The 19,045-nt window shown below is 42.3% G+C and carries 15 protein-coding genes; 1 reads left to right on the top strand and 14 read right to left on the bottom strand.

What is annotated here, in order from left to right:
- Positions 1-97 precede the first annotated feature (97 nt).
- The 7 genes from ahbA to hemA form a co-directional block, all read right to left on the bottom strand.
- The gene (ahbA, locus tag ACQV1I_RS06750; protein ID WP_094701296.1) at positions 98-1,159 is read right to left on the bottom strand and encodes a siroheme decarboxylase subunit alpha; all 1,062 of its coding nucleotides are present in this window, start codon (positions 1,157-1,159) and stop codon (positions 98-100) included.
- A 1-nt stretch (position 1,160) separates the two neighbouring features.
- Positions 1,161-2,141: a porphobilinogen synthase gene (hemB, locus tag ACQV1I_RS06745; protein WP_116333166.1), complete on the bottom strand. Its 981-nt coding sequence runs from the start codon at positions 2,139-2,141 to the stop codon at positions 1,161-1,163.
- A gap of 15 nt (positions 2,142-2,156) precedes the next feature.
- Positions 2,157-3,665, bottom strand: coding sequence for a uroporphyrinogen-III C-methyltransferase (gene cobA, locus ACQV1I_RS06740; protein ID WP_197261742.1), 1,509 nt, complete (start codon positions 3,663-3,665; stop codon positions 2,157-2,159).
- The gene (gene hemC, locus ACQV1I_RS06735; protein WP_116333164.1) at positions 3,662-4,603 is read right to left on the bottom strand and encodes a hydroxymethylbilane synthase; all 942 of its coding nucleotides are present in this window, start codon (positions 4,601-4,603) and stop codon (positions 3,662-3,664) included. Before hemC ends, cobA begins: the two co-directional genes overlap by 4 nt.
- 14 nt (positions 4,604-4,617) lie before the next feature.
- A complete protein-coding gene (locus ACQV1I_RS06730; protein ID WP_094701292.1) occupies positions 4,618-5,256 on the bottom strand; it encodes a precorrin-2 dehydrogenase/sirohydrochlorin ferrochelatase family protein in 639 nt (212 codons plus the stop codon).
- A 13-nt stretch (positions 5,257-5,269) separates the two neighbouring features.
- Entirely contained in the window at positions 5,270-6,088 is an 819-nt protein-coding gene (locus ACQV1I_RS06725; RefSeq protein ID WP_116333163.1) for a cytochrome C assembly family protein, read from the bottom strand.
- 100 nt (positions 6,089-6,188) lie between these two features.
- Positions 6,189-7,556, bottom strand: coding sequence for a glutamyl-tRNA reductase (hemA, locus tag ACQV1I_RS06720; RefSeq protein WP_018672777.1), 1,368 nt, complete (start codon positions 7,554-7,556; stop codon positions 6,189-6,191).
- 359 nt (positions 7,557-7,915) lie between these two features.
- On the opposite strand from hemA, the gene ACQV1I_RS06715 reads away from it, so the two are divergent.
- Complete coding sequence (locus ACQV1I_RS06715) at positions 7,916-8,833, top strand: DMT family transporter (RefSeq protein WP_328588821.1); 918 nt, start codon at positions 7,916-7,918, stop codon at positions 8,831-8,833.
- 96 nt (positions 8,834-8,929) lie between these two features.
- Here ACQV1I_RS06715 and ACQV1I_RS06710 read toward each other — a convergent pair whose 3' ends face one another.
- The 7 genes from ACQV1I_RS06710 to tig form a co-directional block, all read right to left on the bottom strand.
- Positions 8,930-10,300, bottom strand: coding sequence for a protein O-GlcNAcase (locus tag ACQV1I_RS06710; protein WP_116333162.1), 1,371 nt, complete (start codon positions 10,298-10,300; stop codon positions 8,930-8,932).
- 69 nt (positions 10,301-10,369) lie between these two features.
- Positions 10,370-11,005 carry a ribosome biogenesis GTP-binding protein YihA/YsxC gene (yihA, locus tag ACQV1I_RS06705; protein WP_104030582.1) on the bottom strand — a complete coding sequence of 212 codons (636 nt, stop codon included), beginning with the start codon at positions 11,003-11,005 and terminating at the stop codon, positions 10,370-10,372.
- On the bottom strand, positions 11,002-13,341 hold the full coding sequence (lon, locus tag ACQV1I_RS06700; protein ID WP_094701288.1) for an endopeptidase La: 2,340 nt from the start codon (positions 13,339-13,341) through the stop codon (positions 11,002-11,004). The genes yihA and lon overlap by 4 nt, the downstream gene beginning before the upstream one ends.
- Before the next feature lie 321 nt (positions 13,342-13,662).
- A complete protein-coding gene (gene lonB, locus ACQV1I_RS06695; protein WP_094701287.1) occupies positions 13,663-15,390 on the bottom strand; it encodes an ATP-dependent protease LonB in 1,728 nt (575 codons plus the stop codon).
- 298 nt (positions 15,391-15,688) lie between these two features.
- Positions 15,689-16,948: an ATP-dependent protease ATP-binding subunit ClpX gene (gene clpX / locus ACQV1I_RS06690; RefSeq protein ID WP_064017814.1), complete on the bottom strand. Its 1,260-nt coding sequence runs from the start codon at positions 16,946-16,948 to the stop codon at positions 15,689-15,691.
- Positions 16,949-16,998: 50 nt separating this feature from the next.
- The gene (clpP, locus tag ACQV1I_RS06685; RefSeq protein WP_018672784.1) at positions 16,999-17,577 is read right to left on the bottom strand and encodes an ATP-dependent Clp endopeptidase proteolytic subunit ClpP; all 579 of its coding nucleotides are present in this window, start codon (positions 17,575-17,577) and stop codon (positions 16,999-17,001) included.
- Positions 17,578-17,676: 99 nt separating this feature from the next.
- Positions 17,677-18,960, bottom strand: a complete 1,284-nt coding sequence (gene tig, locus ACQV1I_RS06680; protein WP_116333161.1) for a trigger factor — start codon at positions 18,958-18,960, stop codon at positions 17,677-17,679.
- Positions 18,961-19,045: the final 85 nt, after the last annotated feature.

Genomic DNA, 19,045 nt, shown 5'->3' with positions numbered 1-19,045 from the left:
GTTTGAAAGTGATCAAACAAGCGTTTTCCTGTTATGACAATATGCTCCTTATCAGGAAACAGCGCATGCATTGCAATCTATCGGATATTGTCCGCGTTTACTTATCCAATCCCAGTTTTTCCGCCATCTCATTTTCCCATTCATAAATCTCAGGTGTGAAATAAGATACGCGTGTTTTCTTGTATTCTTTCGTAGAGTACAATGTAATACGATCCGTGATACCTGTTTCATCCTCAATTGCTTGTAGGATTGATTCACACTCTTCCTTATCACGACCATGTACCATCGTAAAGATACTGTATTTCCAATCTGGGTAGGTAGGACGTAAATAGCAATGGCTAACCGCTCGGAAGGAACCCATTTTCATTCCAATTTCCTCAGCTTGTTCTTCTGGTACATTCCATACACCCATACCATTGGCACGGAATCCAGCTTTGCGGTGGTTTAGTACCGCAGAGAAACGGCGCATTTGACCACGCTCTACCAATACTTTCGCGTGATGTAATAATTCCTCTGTTGTCATGCCAGCATTTTTTGCCCATTCATCAAATGGACGGGAAGTGATAGGTAAATCCTTTTGCAATTCGATAATCACCTTGATATCTTCATCAGTGATACCAAGATCAATCGCTGCCTGACGCATTTCTTCCGTGTAGGTAGGTGCGGATTTCGTATTCGCTTCCGTTTCCTTTTTCACATCTAATTGTACTCCGATTTTAAACAGTTTTAGAGTCGGTAGAATGCGAATCGATTCCACATTAGACAATTCTCCTAAGATTTCAACCGTTTTTTCCAATCCAAAACGACTATTCGGAGGTAGAGCAATCGTGAACCACAGGTTAAAGTCATGGTTACGTTTATAGTTATGTGTAATACCAGGGTGGGAATTAAAAATCTTTACAGCCATCTCATCTAATTTATCTGGAGCAATACGAGCCGCTACAAGGCTTGATTTATATCCTAATGCTTTAGTATCACAAATAGCAGAAATTTGACGGATAGAATCGCCTTTCATTTTTTCCAAGCGAGCCATTAACTCTTCTTCTGTTGTTCCTAAATTTTCCGCCATGACTTTAAATGGTTCAGGAACTAATGGAATCTCTTTTTGAATGGCATCCAAAATCTCTTTATCTAACGTATCTAGTAAGTCAACCGACATGTTACAAACCTCCTTGTAGCCACTTGGCAACATCTTTTGCATGGTACGTAATGATTAAATCAGCACCTGCGCGTTTGAATCCCATCATCGTTTCCATAACGACGCCTTGTTCGTCAATCCAGCCATTGGCACTAGCTGCTTTCACCATGGAATACTCTCCACTGATATTGTAAACAACCAACGGCAAATCAAAGCTTTGACGCAAACGTAAAACCATGTCCATATAGGCAAGACCTGGTTTTACCATTAAGAAATCGGCCCCTTCCAGCACATCGGATTCTGCTTCACGTAAACCTTCACGCGCATTAGCATAGTCCATTTGGTAGGACTTACGGTTACCAAACTTCGGAGCGGATTGAGCTGCTTCACGGAATGGGCCGTAGTATGCAGAAGCATATTTAACCGCATAGGACATGATTGGAATATGTGTAAATCCAGCTTCATCTAAAGCTTCACGAATGGCGGTTACAAAACCATCCATCATATTGGAAGGCGCGATGATATCCGCACCAGCTTTAGCTTGTGATACAGCAGCTTGGCTTAATAAAATCAGAGACTCATCATTTAATAACTCTCCACATTCATGCAAAACACCACAGTGACCATGATCGGTATATTCACATAGGCATGTATCTGCAATGACCAGCATCTCGGGGAAAGAGGCTTTTATGTGACGAATAGCTTGCTGTACAATCCCATTTTCTGCATAAGCTTCCGTTCCAAGAGCATCTTTATGCTCTGGCACTCCAAACAAAAGAACAGATTGAATGCCTAAGCTAACGATTTCTTCAAGTTCTTCATTAAGACGATCCAAGGAAAAATGGAAAACGCCAGGCATAGAGGAAATTTCATTTTTAATATTTTCCCCTTCTACTATGAACAGTGGATAGATCAAATCTTCTACACGCACATGGTTTTCTCGTACAAGGTTACGCATCGCTTGGCTTCGGCGCAAACGACGATGACGGTCAAATTTAATCATAGTCTACTTCCCCTTTTACGTGGTAATTAGTGCATTTACGAGTCCTTCAATAGTATATTCACTTGCCATGATATCCACTTGCAGTCCTGCTTGTCTTGCCGTATCCGCTGTAATCGGTCCGATGCAAGCAATCTGCACACCTTGAAGTAATTGGGTAAGATCGTATTCCTTCAGCGCTTCCACAAAGTTTTTAACCGTGGAGGAGCTGGTAAATGTAATGATCTGTATCGCCTTTTCTTCCAACAGAGAAACTGTTTCTCCAACGTTCTGTGCATCTATAACTGTATCATAGGTATCTACTTCCGTCACTTCCATGCCGAGAGTTCTCAGCTCTCTTGGTAAGGTTTCGCGCGCTATATCGGCACGTGGAAGCAGCACTTTAGAGCCTGGTTGTAATTCATCCTTAAGGGACTCTACCAAGCCTTCTGCAAGAAATTCGCCGGGTAAGACGTCTACCGTCAAGCCTCTTTCTTCTAGCATGGAGGCCGTTTTTGGACCAACTGCCGCAATCTTACCGGTTAGGGTACGAATGTCAATCTTTAGTTCACGCAGGCGCTTAAAGAAGAATTGAACCCCATTTGGGCTAGTAAACATAACCCAGTCATACTCTGATAGCTGTTGAAGTGCGGTATCCAATTGTGGTAGGGCTTGTGGCTCAACCATTTTTATCAACGGGAATTCATATGCCTCCCCGCCCAATTCATTGATTTGATTCGATAGTTCGCTAGCCTGACTTCTAGCACGCGTCACGAGTACACGCTTCCCAAACAACGGTTTCTTCTCAAACCATTGTAGTTTTTCACGAAGCTGTACCACTTCACCAACCACAATAATAGAAGGATTCGTTAAGCCCGCTTGCTCACGCTTCTCTACAATGTCTTCCAAGGTACCAACCAAGGTTTCCTGCTCTACTAAAGTCCCCCAGCGCACCAAAGCGACCGGTGTTTTTGGAGAACGACCATTCTTCATTAATTGTTCCGTAATATAGGGTAGATTGCCTACTCCCATATAAAAGATGAGCGTGCCGACAGCCGTAGCTAATTTTTCCCAGTTAATACTTGATTCTGTTTTCTCTGGACGCTCATGTCCTGTCACTATCGCTAAAGAGGAATTAAAATCTCGATGAGTCACCGGGATGCCTGCATAGGCCGGAGCAGCAATCCCTGAAGTGATGCCTGGCACAATTTCAAATAAAATATCGTGCTTAGCTAACTCTTCAGCCTCTTCACCAACACGACCAAAAATAGAAGGGTCCCCACCTTTTAGGCGAGTAACGACTTTCCCTTCTAATGCTTTATCGACTAATACCTGATTGATTTCTTCTTGGGTTAAGGTATGACGGTCAGGCAGTTTTCCACAATATATTAGCTCTACGTCCGGTTTTGCATGAGCTAACAACCGTGGACTCGCCAAGCGATCATACACGATGCAATCAGCCATTTGAATCGTTTCCAATCCACGCACCGTAATTAACTTAGGGTCACCAGGCCCAGCACCTACTAAAAAAACTTTCCCTTTGTTCATTGGCGATTCTCCTCCAATACTTTAGCAAGCACTTCTCGCGCCCCTTGACGGAGCAGCTCATCTGCCAAATTTTCACCCAATGCTTGAGGATCGTCTCCAGTCAATGTTGCTTTAAACATTTGGCTTCCATCAGGAGACCCAACCATTCCTGTAATGCTAATGGAAGGTTTCTGTTCGGAGTCTAGCTGTACTTCCGCATAAGCACCAATCGGTACTTGGCAGCTCCCCTCCATCTTGTGGAGAAAAGCTCGCTCCGCCTCGACCGCATAACGGGTCTCCAGATGATCAAACCGTTGTAAAAGTGACATCATTTCAGCATCATGTGTACGGCACTCAATAGCAAGCGCCCCCTGACCAACCGCAGGAAGGCTGATTTTCGGATCGAGATACTGCGTGATCGTACCCTTCCATTCCACACGTTTAAGGCCTGCAGCAGCCAGAATAATCGCATCAAAATCCTCTTCTTGCAGCTTGCGGATTCGCGTATCAATATTTCCCCGAATGGGTTTAATAATTAGGTCAGGTCGATAATGTAGCAATTGGGAAGAACGACGCAAACTGCTCGTTCCTACCACCGCACCTTCCTTTAGTTCATCTAGTGTCTTACCGTCCTTGGAAATCAGTACATCCCTTGGGTCCTCCCTTTTCGGAATTGCACCGATCGTCAAACCTTCAGGTAAGACAGCAGGCATATCTTTTAAACTATGGACAGCCATATCAGTTTGTTCTTCCAACAGGGATTGTTCGATTTCTTTAACAAACAGACCTTTACCGCCCACTTTGGAAAGTGTAACATCCAGAATGCGATCTCCCTTTGTAACAATCTCTGTGATGCTAAAACGTGATGCAGGGTCTATTTCACGCAAACGAGCCAGCACCCATTTTGTTTGGGTAAGTGCCAGCAAGCTTTTACGCGATCCAACTTTCCACTCTTTCATGTCTGCCTCCCTAATTATTGCTCTCTTTGTTTCACCTGTTGTAGTAAAGCATCTGCCATCTGCTCTCTTTGCAGGGAAGGCGCCTCTACATATCTATCATCAAGCAACTCTTGAAAGATTTGTTTGCGTACGGTGGCATCTTTAACCTCTTGTAAAACCTTTAGCCTCATCTGAGCTAAAAAGTCAACATAGCCCTCATATTCCTGGCCAAATTCTCGCTCAAGCCTTCTGCGTAGTTTACTTGCCAAACTGGGGCTTGCACCCGAGGTAGATACAGAAATAACTAGCCTCCCTCGCTTTACCGTAGAGGGAACAATGTAATTACATAAGTCTGGTCGGTCTGTAATATTTATAAACGATTTCGTTCTTTTAGCTTGTTCATATACCGAATAGTTAACTTGTCGATGATTGGTCGCAGCTACGATAAAAAAATACGGACTTAGATCCTGTCCCTGATACAGCTCACGTTTCCAATTGATCTTACCCTGCTCGTTCCACTCAGCTAACAATGGCGTTATCTCAGGAGAAATAACGGTGATTTTTGCCCCACACTCTAGTAGAGAACCTACCTTACGTTGGGCTACTTCTCCACCACCAATAACTGCACAGAGCATTCCTTCCATTTTAACATGAATCGGATAATGCGGATTCATCTGCCCCACCTCTCTACGACCATTGATGAAATTGCGAGTAGGGATCAATCAGCAAAAAATTAAGCAATAAACATACAAATGCGATGATGTTTATCCAAGCCGCCACTTTTCCCAACCATTGATTCCGAACCCTTTGATATAACAGCACACTATATAAGATCAGAACAATGATAGACATACACACTTTTGCATCCATCCAGAATCCATGCGAAAAAATCAACTGTGCCCAAATACTGCCTAAAATGACCGACAACAGTAATAGCGGCACACCAAAAATGTTTAACTTAAAAGAAAACGCATCCAATTTCTCCAAACTGGGGAGTCGTTGCCAAAGTGGTGTCCATTTTTTTTGCTTCAGCATATGTAGGTTCACTAGATACATACCTGAGAATATCATGGACACTGCCAATAATGCATAGCTAATAATAGCGATTGTCACATGAATAAAAATAAAATCAGAGATAACCCCGCTATGTTGCAGAGTTGCTGGCTCTGAAAAGAACATGGATAAGGTGAGAACTCCAAACCCGATCACATTAGTAAAAAAGAGTAAGAAATCAATGCGAGCTACAGCATGAATGATCAGAGAAAGGGTCACCAGTACCCAGGAATAAAAAACTAAGGTTTCAAAAAATGTTACAACGGGCAAATATGACTTTACTATCACTTGGTAAACGAAAAAGATTGTTTGTAACACCCAGACAATCGAGAGTAGTCCTAGCGCAATTTGCTTCATTCGCCGGTTACTCTGCAAAAAATCATTGAAGTAACAAAGTACACCCGCTGCATAGAGAAAGATGGTCAAGTCATAGAGCCATCTTGCATTTGCCATACACGCTCACCTTTCCCTATTATCTATATCACGCCTATTTTCTCAATTGCCTGTGAAAACAGGCGGAGCAAGAAGAAAGGAGCTTCTCCCTCTCTTCTTGCTAAAAACGCTGTTCCCGTGATTGTAATGATACAGCTTTTTCACGTCTTAAGCTTTCACGCTTTTGTTGTTCCCATAATGCTTCCTGTTTTTTTCCTTCCAATCTTTCATCCAAAGCAAAAATAGTAGAAAAGATATCGAGTACCTCTTCTCCTTTCTTTTGGACGGTCAACTCCTTCAGTTGAACAATTGGGTCATGTAATAATTGAGAAATAATTCCCCTTGTATGTTTACGAATAATATGCATTTCCTTTTCATCTAAATGAGGCAATTTGTTTTCAATTTTGCGGATTGCTTCTCCGTGAATGGAAAATGCTTTTTCTCGCAATGCCGCAATTAGTGGTACAACGCCTAGCGTCTGTTTCCAGTTTATGAACTCCTGCTTCTCTTCTTCAATCATGAGTTCAATACGCTCTGCTTCCTTGGAACGCTCAGCTAAATTGCTCTGAACGATACCCTCCAGATCATCTATATCATATAAGAAAACATTTTCTAGCCCATGAATATCAGGATCAAGATCACGCGGCACGGCGATATCAATCATAAACAATGGCTTATGAGGACGCTGCTTCATAATCGGCTTTAATTGTGCTTTTGTTAACACAAAGCCGGTTGCTCCCGTCGAGCTGATGACGATGTCTGCTTTAGCCAGCTTCTGGGGCAGATCCTCCATGGTACAGGCTTCACCTCGGAACTGTTCAGCTAAGGTCTGTGCACGTTCTAACGTACGGTTTGCGACTGTAACATGAGCCACTCCGTTTGCGTGCAAATGCTTGGCTGTTAACAAGCTCATCTTACCTGCACCCAAGATCAGTACATGTTTATCAGCAAAGCTTCCAAAAATTTTTTTGCCAAGTTCAATCGCCGCATAGCTGATGGAAACAGCATTTTGGCCAACAGAAGTCTCTGTATGAGCGCGTTTTGCAAGGGTTACAGCCTGTTTAAAAAGTGTATTAAAAATGGTTCCAGTAGTCTCATGTTGTTGTGCTAGGAGAAAAGCGTTGCGAATTTGACCAATAATCTGTGTCTCTCCCATCACCATGGAATCAAGTCCACAGGTTACACGGTACAAATGTTCAATCGCTTCGTCATTTTCCTTTACATACATATAATCGAGAAGCGACTCTTTCTCTACGCCAAACCATTCTGCAAGAAAATTCCGTGTATAGAATCTACCGGTATGCAATTGATCGCAAACCACATAGATCTCAGTCCGGTTACAGGTTCCTACAATTATACATTCTAGAATGCTTTTGGTATGAGATAGAATATGAAGTGCTCTCGGCGTACTGTCGTCATTAAACGTGAATTTTTCACGAATTTCGACAGGCGCTGTCTTATAATTTAGGCCGAGCAGTAAGATTTCCATAGCCTTCCTCCCGTGTCATTCAAATACGGATTTTAGCTTCTTTATTATAACATTATGTCCGTAAGCAAGTAGTTTAAAATGTGAAATTTTCATTAAAGTTATCCAAAAAACCTTGTCAAATGTGCTATTCACTGGTTCGACAAATTACTTTCAGTATTTCACATCATTTTCCATTAATTAACATTTGTCGTTTTTGTTATTTTATCCAGATTTTTACTCACTTAGTTTGTCTCTTTTTTACTTGTTCATGCTTCTTTCGGAACTATCAAAAAACTCCTTCCTTCCCTGCTTATCAACTCTTATAATGAGTGATATAGATTAAAATCGGCCAACACATCTTCTAGAAACGAGGTAGTACAGTGAAAAAAGCATTTATGGTTGACTTTTTATTGTTATGTATCGTTTTTATCTGGGGAGCAACCTTTGTGGTCGTTCAGAATGCTGTTCATATGCTTCCTCCCAATACGTTTAATGCTGTCCGATTTTTTAGCGCTTCGTTATTCTTAGCCCTTATCTACTTTATTCGAAATCCAAAGGCTTGGCAAACATGTAACTTTTCTTTAATACTCAGCGGTGGATTTCTAGGCTTCTGGTTGTTTGTTGGGTATGCAACTCAAACAGTGGGGCTCTTGTATACCTCACCATCAAAAGCAGGTTTTATTACAGGTCTATCCGTTGTGCTTGTGCCACTACTCTCTCTTGTTGTTCTCAAGCATAAAGTGAAAACCTCTGCTCTTGTGGGCGTCTGCATGGCCGTGATTGGGCTCTATTTGTTAACGATGAATGGTAGTCTTTCTCTTACATTTGGCGATTTTTTAGTGCTTTGCTGCGCCATTTGCTTTGCGATGCAGATTGTGTTAACTGGACGGTATTCACCCCGATTCCCTACGATTCCCTTAGTTATCATTCAATTGTTCACTGTTTCATTTTTGAGTATGTGCTACGCCCTTCTCAAAGAAGACTGGCAAGCCGTATATGATCCTATGATCATAGGACATCCTGAGGTTCTATGGGCGCTATTTATCACTGCGATCCCTGCTACTGCCCTTGCGTTTTTAGTGCAAACTTCCTTTCAAAAGGAAACCTCTCCAACGCATGTGGCACTTATCTTTTCCTTAGAGCCAGTTTTTGCGGCATTCACCTCCTATCTATGGATCCACGAGGTGTTGACGATCAAACAATTGATCGGCTGTGCTTTTATCCTTAGTGGTATGCTGTACTCAGAACTCCCTATTCTATTATGGCTACGCAATCTAAAAGCAAAAATATCCGCTTAGTTTCCCAGCCCTTAGAACTAGCTATTTTCAGTTAAAAAATCAAACAGACATCTTCCTTGGTATTAGAAAGGTGCCTGTTTGATTTTGCTTCCTACCCTATACGCGTCGTTTCCATGTCCGATAATTGCGCACTTCCAAGCTAAGTGCTTCTACCATTAACCGCATTACATTGCTACTTACCTTCTCAGGAAGCTTCTCTGCTTGCCGTAATCTTCGTCTCATTCGTAAAAAATAAAAGACGGCACGGATCGTTTGTCCCTTCCGACCAGCATCAATTAAACGAGTTGCTGTCTTACCCAATTTAGCCCAGTATGCATATTTTTTGAGCCATCCTTTTATTTCTTTATATAACCTCTCATTTTGCATTCCGTTCAATAGGTGCTGAGCAGAACTCTCCATATGTGAAAAGGTATGCTCCAAGATTTTTACAGCTTTCTGTTGATCACCGTGAAAAAAGTGGTAGCGAAACTGATGTAATTTTTCCAGTAATTGCGGCGCTTCCTCGTCACATAAAAACGATGCACGCACATGATCGGCAAACAAAAGAAATGCATGAAAGTCTTCAGGCCCTACTATCTCTTTAACTGCGCGCTGAAAGGCTTCCTCAGGATCATAGGAATCCGGATGAGTTAGATACTCTCCGACCGTAATGATAGGAATTTTGGAGCTCTCAGGATATTCCATTGCATTAGCTACATACCCAGTAGCAAAACGATAAAGAGTAGCATCCCTATTTTGCAAAGGACCAATGTGTAGCTCGCTCGCCATCGCCAGGTCATTGACCGGATAATTATCCCAATAAAACGGATAGTGTCTTGTCTGTTCAAAAAAGTATTGAGAGTCTGCTTCTGTCAAATAAGGAGAGCAGACAAACCTTCCCGTCCAAAATAGATCAATTTCCTTTGGTAAATGTTGCCCCATATAAGTAATATACGCTTCATCACCTCTCCCATGATAAACCGTAGGACATACCACGAGATGGATGTCATCCCTACCATTCTCTTTTAACTTGTTCCAGACCATAAGGGTAACCTGTACATGTGCCTCTGCTAAATGGACGAATGTTTCTATGTCACTTTTGTGCATTAATTCTTGTGGAATATCGTCAAACAACAGGGCAAATTTCGTCACACCGCAAGTAAGAAGGTTCTCGTACTTTTCTATCAATCTATCTACATGTTTAGAGTTGGCATACTGCATACTCATCCCCGGGCTGAGACAATAGTAAAAGGCACATCCAACCGAATGTGCCTCTGTAATCAGCTCCGAAATGAGACGCATTTGGGCGGGAGAATGATGCATCTGCCAATCATCCCGCAGGATCGCATCATCTTTGGGCGCATAAAAATAGGCATTAAAGCCATGCTGACTGATAAAACGCAACATATCAATCCGTTCTTCATGCGACCACGGCTTACCATAAAATCCTTCAATAAGTCCCCGTAATGCAAATCCTCGTGAAGACATCCTTTCTCCTCCTCGGGAAGCTGTTTGTCTATCTAAGCTGCTGTGTCTCACTAACGTAGCTTGATGTATTTACTCATGACCTTCCAGTATATGAGTGGATTCCTCCGGCGATTCCTGCTTACCTTTTAGTCTACGTAAAATTTCTCCCCATAATTCATCCCTACCTTGTCCCATTTCCGTCGAGAAAACAATAAGTGAATCCGTTGACTGGAAATTCAAAGTTTGGCGAATTACTTTTAAATGTTGTAACCATCTACCGCGAGAAATTTTATCTCCTTTGGTTGCTACCACAATGGTAGGGATTCCAAGCTCCTTACAATATTCATACATACTAACGTCGTCTTTAGAAGGAGCATGACGAATGTCCACTAACTGAACAACAAATTTAAGCTCCTCTCGTTGACTCAAGTAAGCATCAATCATACCGCCCCAGGTTGACTTAATGGATTTGGAAACCTTCGCATATCCATAACCAGGAAAATCCACAAAGTACATTTGATTATTTACTTTAAAATAGTTAAGTGTCTGTGTTTTTCCGGGACGTGAGCTTGTCCGAGCAATTGCTTTACGACTTAGCATTTTATTGATTAAAGACGATTTTCCCACATTGGAACGACCCACCAGAGCAATCTCTGGCAGGCGATCCTTCGGGTATTGTTGAGGTCCTACGGCACTGATAATAAATTCTGCTGAAGTAATCTTCATTTCTTTTTCACCATTTTCTCTTGCACGAGAGCATATTTAATCACGTCATCCATGTGTTCTACAGGATGGAACGTCATATCATTTTTCACACTGTCTGGAATATCTTCTAAGTCTTTCTCGTTTTCAATTGGCAAGATAATGGTAGTTAAGCCGGCACGATGGGCAGAAAGTACTTTTTCCTTCAAACCACCAATCGGCAATACACGGCCACGTAATGTAATCTCACCTGTCATACCCACTTCTTTACGCACAGGAATATTTGTCATGGCCGATAACAAGGCCGTTGCCATCGTAATCCCTGCGGAAGGGCCATCTTTTGGAATTGCTCCTTCTGGTACGTGAATATGAATATCATTTTTCTCCAAGAAATCTTGTGTAATGTCCCATTGACTAGCACGAGAACGAATATAGCTAAGGGCCGCTTGCGCTGACTCCTTCATAACATCGCCTAATTGTCCTGTTAATGTCAAGGTCCCTTTACCTGGATAAACACTTACTTCAACGTTTAAGGTATCTCCACCCACCTGGGTCCAGGCTAATCCAGTAACAGACCCCACCTGGTCTTCCTTCTCTGCTAGACCATAGCGGAATCGTGGTTTTCCAAGCAGGTTTTCCAAGGTCTTCGGTGTTATGACGACACGCTTTTTCTCTCCACTAACAATGATTTTAGCCGCTTTACGGCATAGATTTGCCGCTTCACGGTTCAGGTTACGTACCCCTGCCTCCCGTGTATACTGACGAATCACCTTCATCATGGCTTCATCAGCCACTTGGAGTTTCTCTTTTGTAATTCCATGAGATTTTATATTTTTAGGAAGGAGATAATCTTGCATAATATGGAACTTCTCCAACTCGGTATAGCCGGCAATTTCGATCGTCTCCATCCGATCAAGCAATGGTCTTGGTATCGTGTGAAGCGTATTTGCCGTTGTCAAAAAGATAACATTGGACAAATCATAGGCTTCTTCTACATAATGATCACTAAATTTTTCGTTTTGATTCGGATCAAGCACTTCCAATAATGCTGACGCTGGATCTCCACGGAAATCACTAGCGAGCTTATCGATCTCATCAAGCAAAATTACGGGATTAACAGTACCCGCTTGACGCATGGATTGAATGATTCGACCCGGCATCGCCCCTACATAGGTACGACGGTGTCCACGAATTTCAGCTTCATCACGCACACCACCAAGTGAGATACGGATAAACTCCCGGCCCATCGCTCTTGCAATAGATCGACCAAGCGAAGTCTTACCTACACCTGGAGGACCTACAAGGCAAAGAATCGGCCCTTTCATCTCACTTACTAATTTTTGCACAGCAAGATACTCCAAAATGCGCTCTTTTGGTTTTTCAAGACCATAGTGGTCTTCATCCAAAATCGCTTCGGCATGGGCAATATCCAGATTATCCTCTGTCTTTTTCGTCCACGGCAAAGAGAGCATTGTATCGATATAAGTACGGACCACACTGCTTTCTGCAGAAGTAGCTGGCATCTTATCTAAGCGATCGAGTTCTTTCTCCAACTTGACCTTGATACGTTCCGGGGCATCAGATTGGTCCAATTGCTCACGCAAATCATCCATTTCCCCATTACGTCCGTCACGTTCACCTAGTTCCTTTTGAATGGCCTTCATCTGTTCACGCAGGTAATATTCCTTTTGCGTTTTTTCCATTTGCTTCTTAACTCGTTGACCAATACGTCGTTCTAGCTCCAGTACTTCTCGTTCATTGTTTAAGATATTTAGTAAAATTTCTAGGCGGCGATGTACATCTATTGCTTCTAATACATCTTGCTTATCCTTCATCTTAAGCGGTAGATGGGATGCAATGACATCTGCCATACGACCGGCTTCTTCAATATCACTAACTGAGCTTAGCGTCTCAGGAGACACTTTTTTAGAAATTTTGATATACTGCTCGAACTGCTGTAAAACAGTTCGTACCATAGCTTCGATTTCATTTTCGTTTTCCCTGGTTTCCGGTAAATATGTAATCGAAACATAGTAGTAATCATCTTTTTGTAGATATTCGTTAATAGAGGCACGCTCTAAGCCTTCCACTAATACACGAATCGTTCCATTCGGTAGCTTTAGCATCTGCTTCACTCGTGCAACTGTACCTACCGAATAAATTTGTTCCGCATCCGGTTCCTCCACCTGCACATCCTCTTGCGTAGAAAGCAGAATATAATTATCATCTACCATTGCTCTTTCAAGAGCTCTTACGGATTTCTCACGTCCTACATCCAAATGCAACACCATGCTTGGATAAACCAATAAACCACGAAGCGGCAGCAGTGGTATTTCACGGGATCCTGTATGTTCACTCATGACCAAGCACCTCCCATTTCTAAGGCCACGATATCTCTCTTTTATAATGTCTGAAAGACGGTATCGTCTCATTGTATCGCAAAATGATACCCAATGTCTAATGACCACATGCATTTGCTTACATTGCACGCCTCTCATTGAAACATTCGTACCATATTCGATGATGAGCAGTTTTTATTATACCCAAAAATTCCTAATCTTTCATAGAAGCTTCTGGCTCCTTTATACACTTTGATTGAAAAAAAAGGATAGAGATAGGCCCCGTCTAACCATGATAGGAACGGAGCCTATGTGTAAAACAAGCATATCTATCTTCTTCTGCTACAACGGTAAACCACCTGACTGAATCCCTTCCACTTGTACAGGTACACTAAACGGCGGTAAGTAGGATTCTTCGGTCTGCTCAGTCTCATCAACTTGAGTTAAAGCGCCTTCGTCTACAAACGCCATTCGTATTGCCTCCTCTACATGATGGATTGCGATTACTTCAATTCCCTCCATATCCGCAAAGATCGTCTGCCAGTTCTCCGCTGGAATAAAAACACGTTTAGCCCCTGCTTGACGAGCTGCTTCTACTTTAGCAACTACTCCGCCAACTGGCTTTACCTTTCCATGTATGCTAACCTCACCTGTAACTGCCAACAAATTGTCAATTTGTCTATCTTTGATAGCTGAATAGATAGCGATTGCGATCGTCAAACCTGCGGAAGGACCATCCACGGGCACACCACCGGGAAAATTAATGTGTAAATCATAGTCATATGGCTGAATACCCAAGCGGTGAAGAACAGTTAATACATTATCAATGGAGCCTTTCGCCATAGATTTACGACGGATGGTACGGCTAGGACTGCCTAACTCCTCTTCTTCCACTAAACCAGTCAGAGTTAGTCTACCTGCACCTTTAATGGGCGCTAGCGAGGCCGTTACCTCCAATTCCATCACTGTTCCCATGTTAGGGCCATAGACAGCTAGCCCGTTAATAACACCAATTTGTGCTTGCTCATGAACCTGTTTCTCTTGACGTGGCGATTTTTGACTGCTATGAACCACCCATTCCACGTCTTGAGTGGTTACAACCTCGCGTCCTTCTGTCATACATATTCCTGCAGCTATCTGTAAGGTATTAATTGCTTCTCGTCCATTGGTAGCATAACGTTCTATTACAGCAATAGCCTCATTCTCTACCTGAATTTGCATTTTTTTCATGGCATTTGCAACAATACTCCCAATCTCATTAGGCTGTAGAGGACGGAAAAAAATCTCTAAACAACGCGAACGCAGAGCAGGTGGGATTTCTTCTGGTGTACGTGTTGTAGCCCCAACTAAGCGAAAATCCGCCGGCAGTCCGTATTGAAAAATCTCATGAATATGGGCAGGTATCTGGTTGTTTTCCTCGCTGTAATAAGCGCTCTCCAGCATTACTTTTCGGTCTTCCAACACTTTTAGCAGTTTATTCATCTGTACCGTATGTAGCTCGCCTATTTCATCTAGAAATAAAATCCCTCCATGTGCCTTGGTGACCGCACCTGGTTTAGGTTGTGGAATTCCAGCTTGCCCCATAGACCCAGCTCCTTGGTAAATCGGATCATGAACCGAACCAATTAGCGGGTCAGCAATACCACGTTCATCGAACCTGGCAATAGTCGCATCAATCTCCACAAATTTAGCATCTAGCTTAAAGGGAGAAAGTGAGCTTTTTTTAGCAGCTTCCAACACTACACGGGCAGCAGCTGTCTTCCCTACACCCGGTGGTCCATAAATAATGACATGTTGTGGATTAGGCCCACATAACGCTGCTCGTAATGCTTTTAGTCCATCCTGCTGTCCAACGATATCTTCTAACTTACTAGGTCGTGTTTTCTCAGACAACGGCTCAGTCAATGCGACCATTTTCATTTTACGTAAATGATCTACCTCTTTACGGGATTCCTTTTCCGTCGAAACCTTTGTTGTTCTTTGCATCTTTAACAAATTAAAAAAGTAGATGCCAATAATGATCCCAACGACAAGCTCAATAGCCCCTACAATGACTGTTGTATATTCCAATTCTATACCCTCCCAAGTAATGCTGGTAGTACCTCCAACTATATAAAAGTAGTATTACCTAGTGCATGGGAGAGTAAACAGGATCGTTACACAACCTTTTTGTATCAGGTTAGCCCTTATGCACAAACTTCCTTTCTTTGCCTCACTGTTCTGCTCAGAAGCTGTATCACACATGAATCCTTGGCATAGAACAAACTATAATTTGACACAAAAAAAGGTGCCTGTTCCAAAGAACGAAGCACCTTTTTATTAGGATTTTCTCCAAATAGGCCTTAGCCTACATTGTTGAAAGTCTATTTTACGCTGATTGGATAATGTCGCCCTCTTTATTCTTTAGCTGTGGTTTCACTTTTTCGGTAACCACTTCCTCAGTAATTAGGCACTTCTCCACGTCCTCACGAGAAGGAAGCTCATACATCATATCCAACATGATTTGTTCAATAATTGCACGTAGACCACGAGCACCAGTGTTACGCTTAATCGCTTCTTTCGCGATTTGAGTCAAAGCACCTTCTGTAAACTCAAGTTCTACTCCATCTAGGCTAAGTAGCTTTTGGTATTGTTTGATCAAAGCATTCTTTGGCTCTGTCAAAATCCGTACCAATGTCTCCTCATCTAATGGTTCAAGCGTTGCATGTACCGGCAATCGACCTACAAATTCCGGTATTAAACCGAATTTAAGCAGGTCTTCAGGCAATACATATTTCAGGTATTCGCCTTGTTTTAAGTCGGACTTCACGCCTTCTACCATTTCAGAACCAAAACCAATTACCTTTTTACCAATACGACGCTTGATAATTTGCTCGATGCCGTCAAATGCACCACCGCAAATGAACAAAATATTGGAGGTATCGATTTGAATAAACTCCTGATGAGGATGCTTACGCCCACCTTGAGGTGGCACACTCGCTACTGTACCCTCTAGGATTTTCAACAACGCCTGTTGTACACCCTCACCTGAAACATCACGCGTGATAGAAGGATTCTCAGATTTACGAGCAACTTTATCAATCTCGTCAATATAGATAATCCCTTTCTCCGCTTTTTCTACATCATAATCAGCAGCTTGGATAAGCTTCAGTAAGATGTTCTCAACATCTTCCCCAACATATCCAGCTTCGGTTAGCGATGTAGCATCAGCAATCGCGAATGGCACATTCAGGATACGAGCTAGCGTTTGAGCTAATAACGTTTTACCGCTACCTGTTGGTCCAATTAGTACGATATTGGATTTAGATAATTCCACGTCCTCAATTTTCGCACCAGAATTAATTCGTTTGTAGTGATTATATACAGCAACAGCCAAGGATTTCTTAGCTTGATTTTGTCCAATAACATAATCATCCAAGATATTACGGATTTCCAATGGTTTTGGAATTTCCTTCATATCAATTTCTTCATCGGTCCCTAGCTCTTCTTGCACGATCTCATTGCAAAGCTCAATGCACTCATCACAAATGTAAACACCAGGACCAGCTACAAGCTTGCGAACCTGCTCTTGAGACTTTCCGCAGAAAGAGCACTTTAATTGACCTTTATCGTCATTAAATTTGAACATGTTTTTCACCTCACGTCGATGATTTTTTCAGCCTAGCACAGGATGGCCCCTTAACCGCGTTCGATCACACTGTCAATTAACCCGTAGTTTTTCGCTTCCTCAGCAGACATGAAGTTATCGCGATCTGTATCGCGGTCAATCACTTCATAAGGTTGACCTGTTCTTTCTGCCAAAATCTCATTTAATTGACGCTTTGTTTTGATAATCCAATCAGCGTGAATACGAATATCCTCCGCCTGACCACGAACACCACCCAGCGGTTGATGAATCATCACTTCACTGTTTGGCAACGCAAAGCGCTTACCTTTCGCGCCTGCAGCCAAAAGTACCGCACCCATGCTGGCCGCCATGCCGATGCAAATCGTGGAAACGTCCGATTTGATAAATTGCATGGTGTCATAAATCGCCATGCCTGCGGTTACAGAACCGCCTGGAGAATTTATGTATAGGCTGATGTCTTTTCCTGGCTCTTCAGATTCAAGGAATAACAATTGCGCAACTACCGCATTTGCTATTTCATCATCAATCTCACTTCCCAGAAATATGATACGGTCTTTTAACAGACGAGAATAAATATCGTACGCACGTTCTCCGCGGTTAGTTTGCTCTACGACCATAGGGATCAGCATAAGGGATGGCCTCCTTCACTCATTTCTGCTTCCTCTATCTGAGAAAACAAGGCACGAAAAAACGTTCGTGCCTTGCGCCCATATCTAAGGTTATGCAGTTTATTTGCTTTCTGCAACCAACAAATCTACAACTTTACGAGTTAAGATTTCACGGTACAATCCAGCAAGTCCGTCTTGAGCAGCAAAGATTTTCTTAAGCTCGTCAGCAGGACGACCATACATCTTCGCATATTGCTCAAGCTCTTGATCTACATCTTCTTCTTTTGTTTCAAGGTTTTCTGCATTAGCAATCGCTTCAAGAACCAATGCTGTGCGAACGCGCAACACTGCATCTTTACGCATTTGATCGCGAAGAGCAGATTCATCTGTACCAGAGAATTGGTAGTACAATTCTAGGTTCATACCTTGCATTTGTAAGCGTTGCTCAAATTCTTTAACCATCTGATCAAGCTCTGACTCAACCATAACATCTGGAATTTCAATCTCAGCATTCTCAGTAGCTTTTAGAACCAATTGCTCACGGACGTGGTTTTTCTTTTCCGCTTCTGCTTTTTCTTCTAATTTAGCTTTAAGGTCAGCTTTGTATTCTTCCAATGTGTCAAATTCGCTTACATCTTTCGCGAACTCATCGTCCAACTCAGGTAAGTTTTTACGTTTTAGGCTGTTCAATTTTACTTTGAACATAGCTTCTTTACCAGCAAGGTTTGGAGAGTGGTATTCTTCAGGGAAAGTAACAGTAATTTCTTTCTCTTCCCCGATTGCCATACCTACTACTTGCTCTTCAAAACCAGCGATGAATGTACCAGTTCCAAGTTCCAAAGCATAGTCTTCTGCTTTACCGCCTTCGAATGCAACTCCATCTTGGAATCCTTCGAAATCGATATTTGCAGAATCGCCAATTGCAGCTGGGCCTTCTTCAACTGTTACCAGTTCAGCGTGACGAGCTTGCAGAGTCTTTAATTCTTCTTCGACCTGTTCTTCGCCTACAGTAAAATCTTTCTCTTCAACAGAAAGACCTTTGTAGTTACCCAATTTTACTTCAGGTTTTACTGTAACAGTTGCTTTGAACACTAATTTTTGACCAACTTCCATTTGCTCTACATCAACCTCTGGACGATCAACAGGTTCAATACCTGCTTCACGAACAGCTTGTCCGTATGCCTTTGGAAGAAGAATGTCCAATGCATCTTGGTACAAAGACTCAACGCCGAAGCGATTTTCGAACATTTTACGAGGTACTTTTCCTTTACGGAATCCAGGTACGTTCACTTTTTTTACTACCTTTTTAAATGCTTCATCCAGAGCAAGGTTTACTTGATCGGCATCAACTTCTACCGTCAAAACCCCCTGGTTATTCTCTAACTTTTCCCATTTTGCTACCACTTAAACTTCCCCTCCTAGATTAAATCCAGAAAACATTGCCTCACCCACACAGAAACAATCTATGTCATTAAGAAGCAATTTACCT

Source organism: Brevibacillus sp. JB24b (assembly GCF_051713385.1).
GTDB lineage: Bacteria > Bacillota > Bacilli > Brevibacillales > Brevibacillaceae > Brevibacillus_B > Brevibacillus_B laterosporus.
Note: the sequence above shows the minus strand (reverse complement) of the source record. Positions and strands in the feature narration are given on the sequence as shown.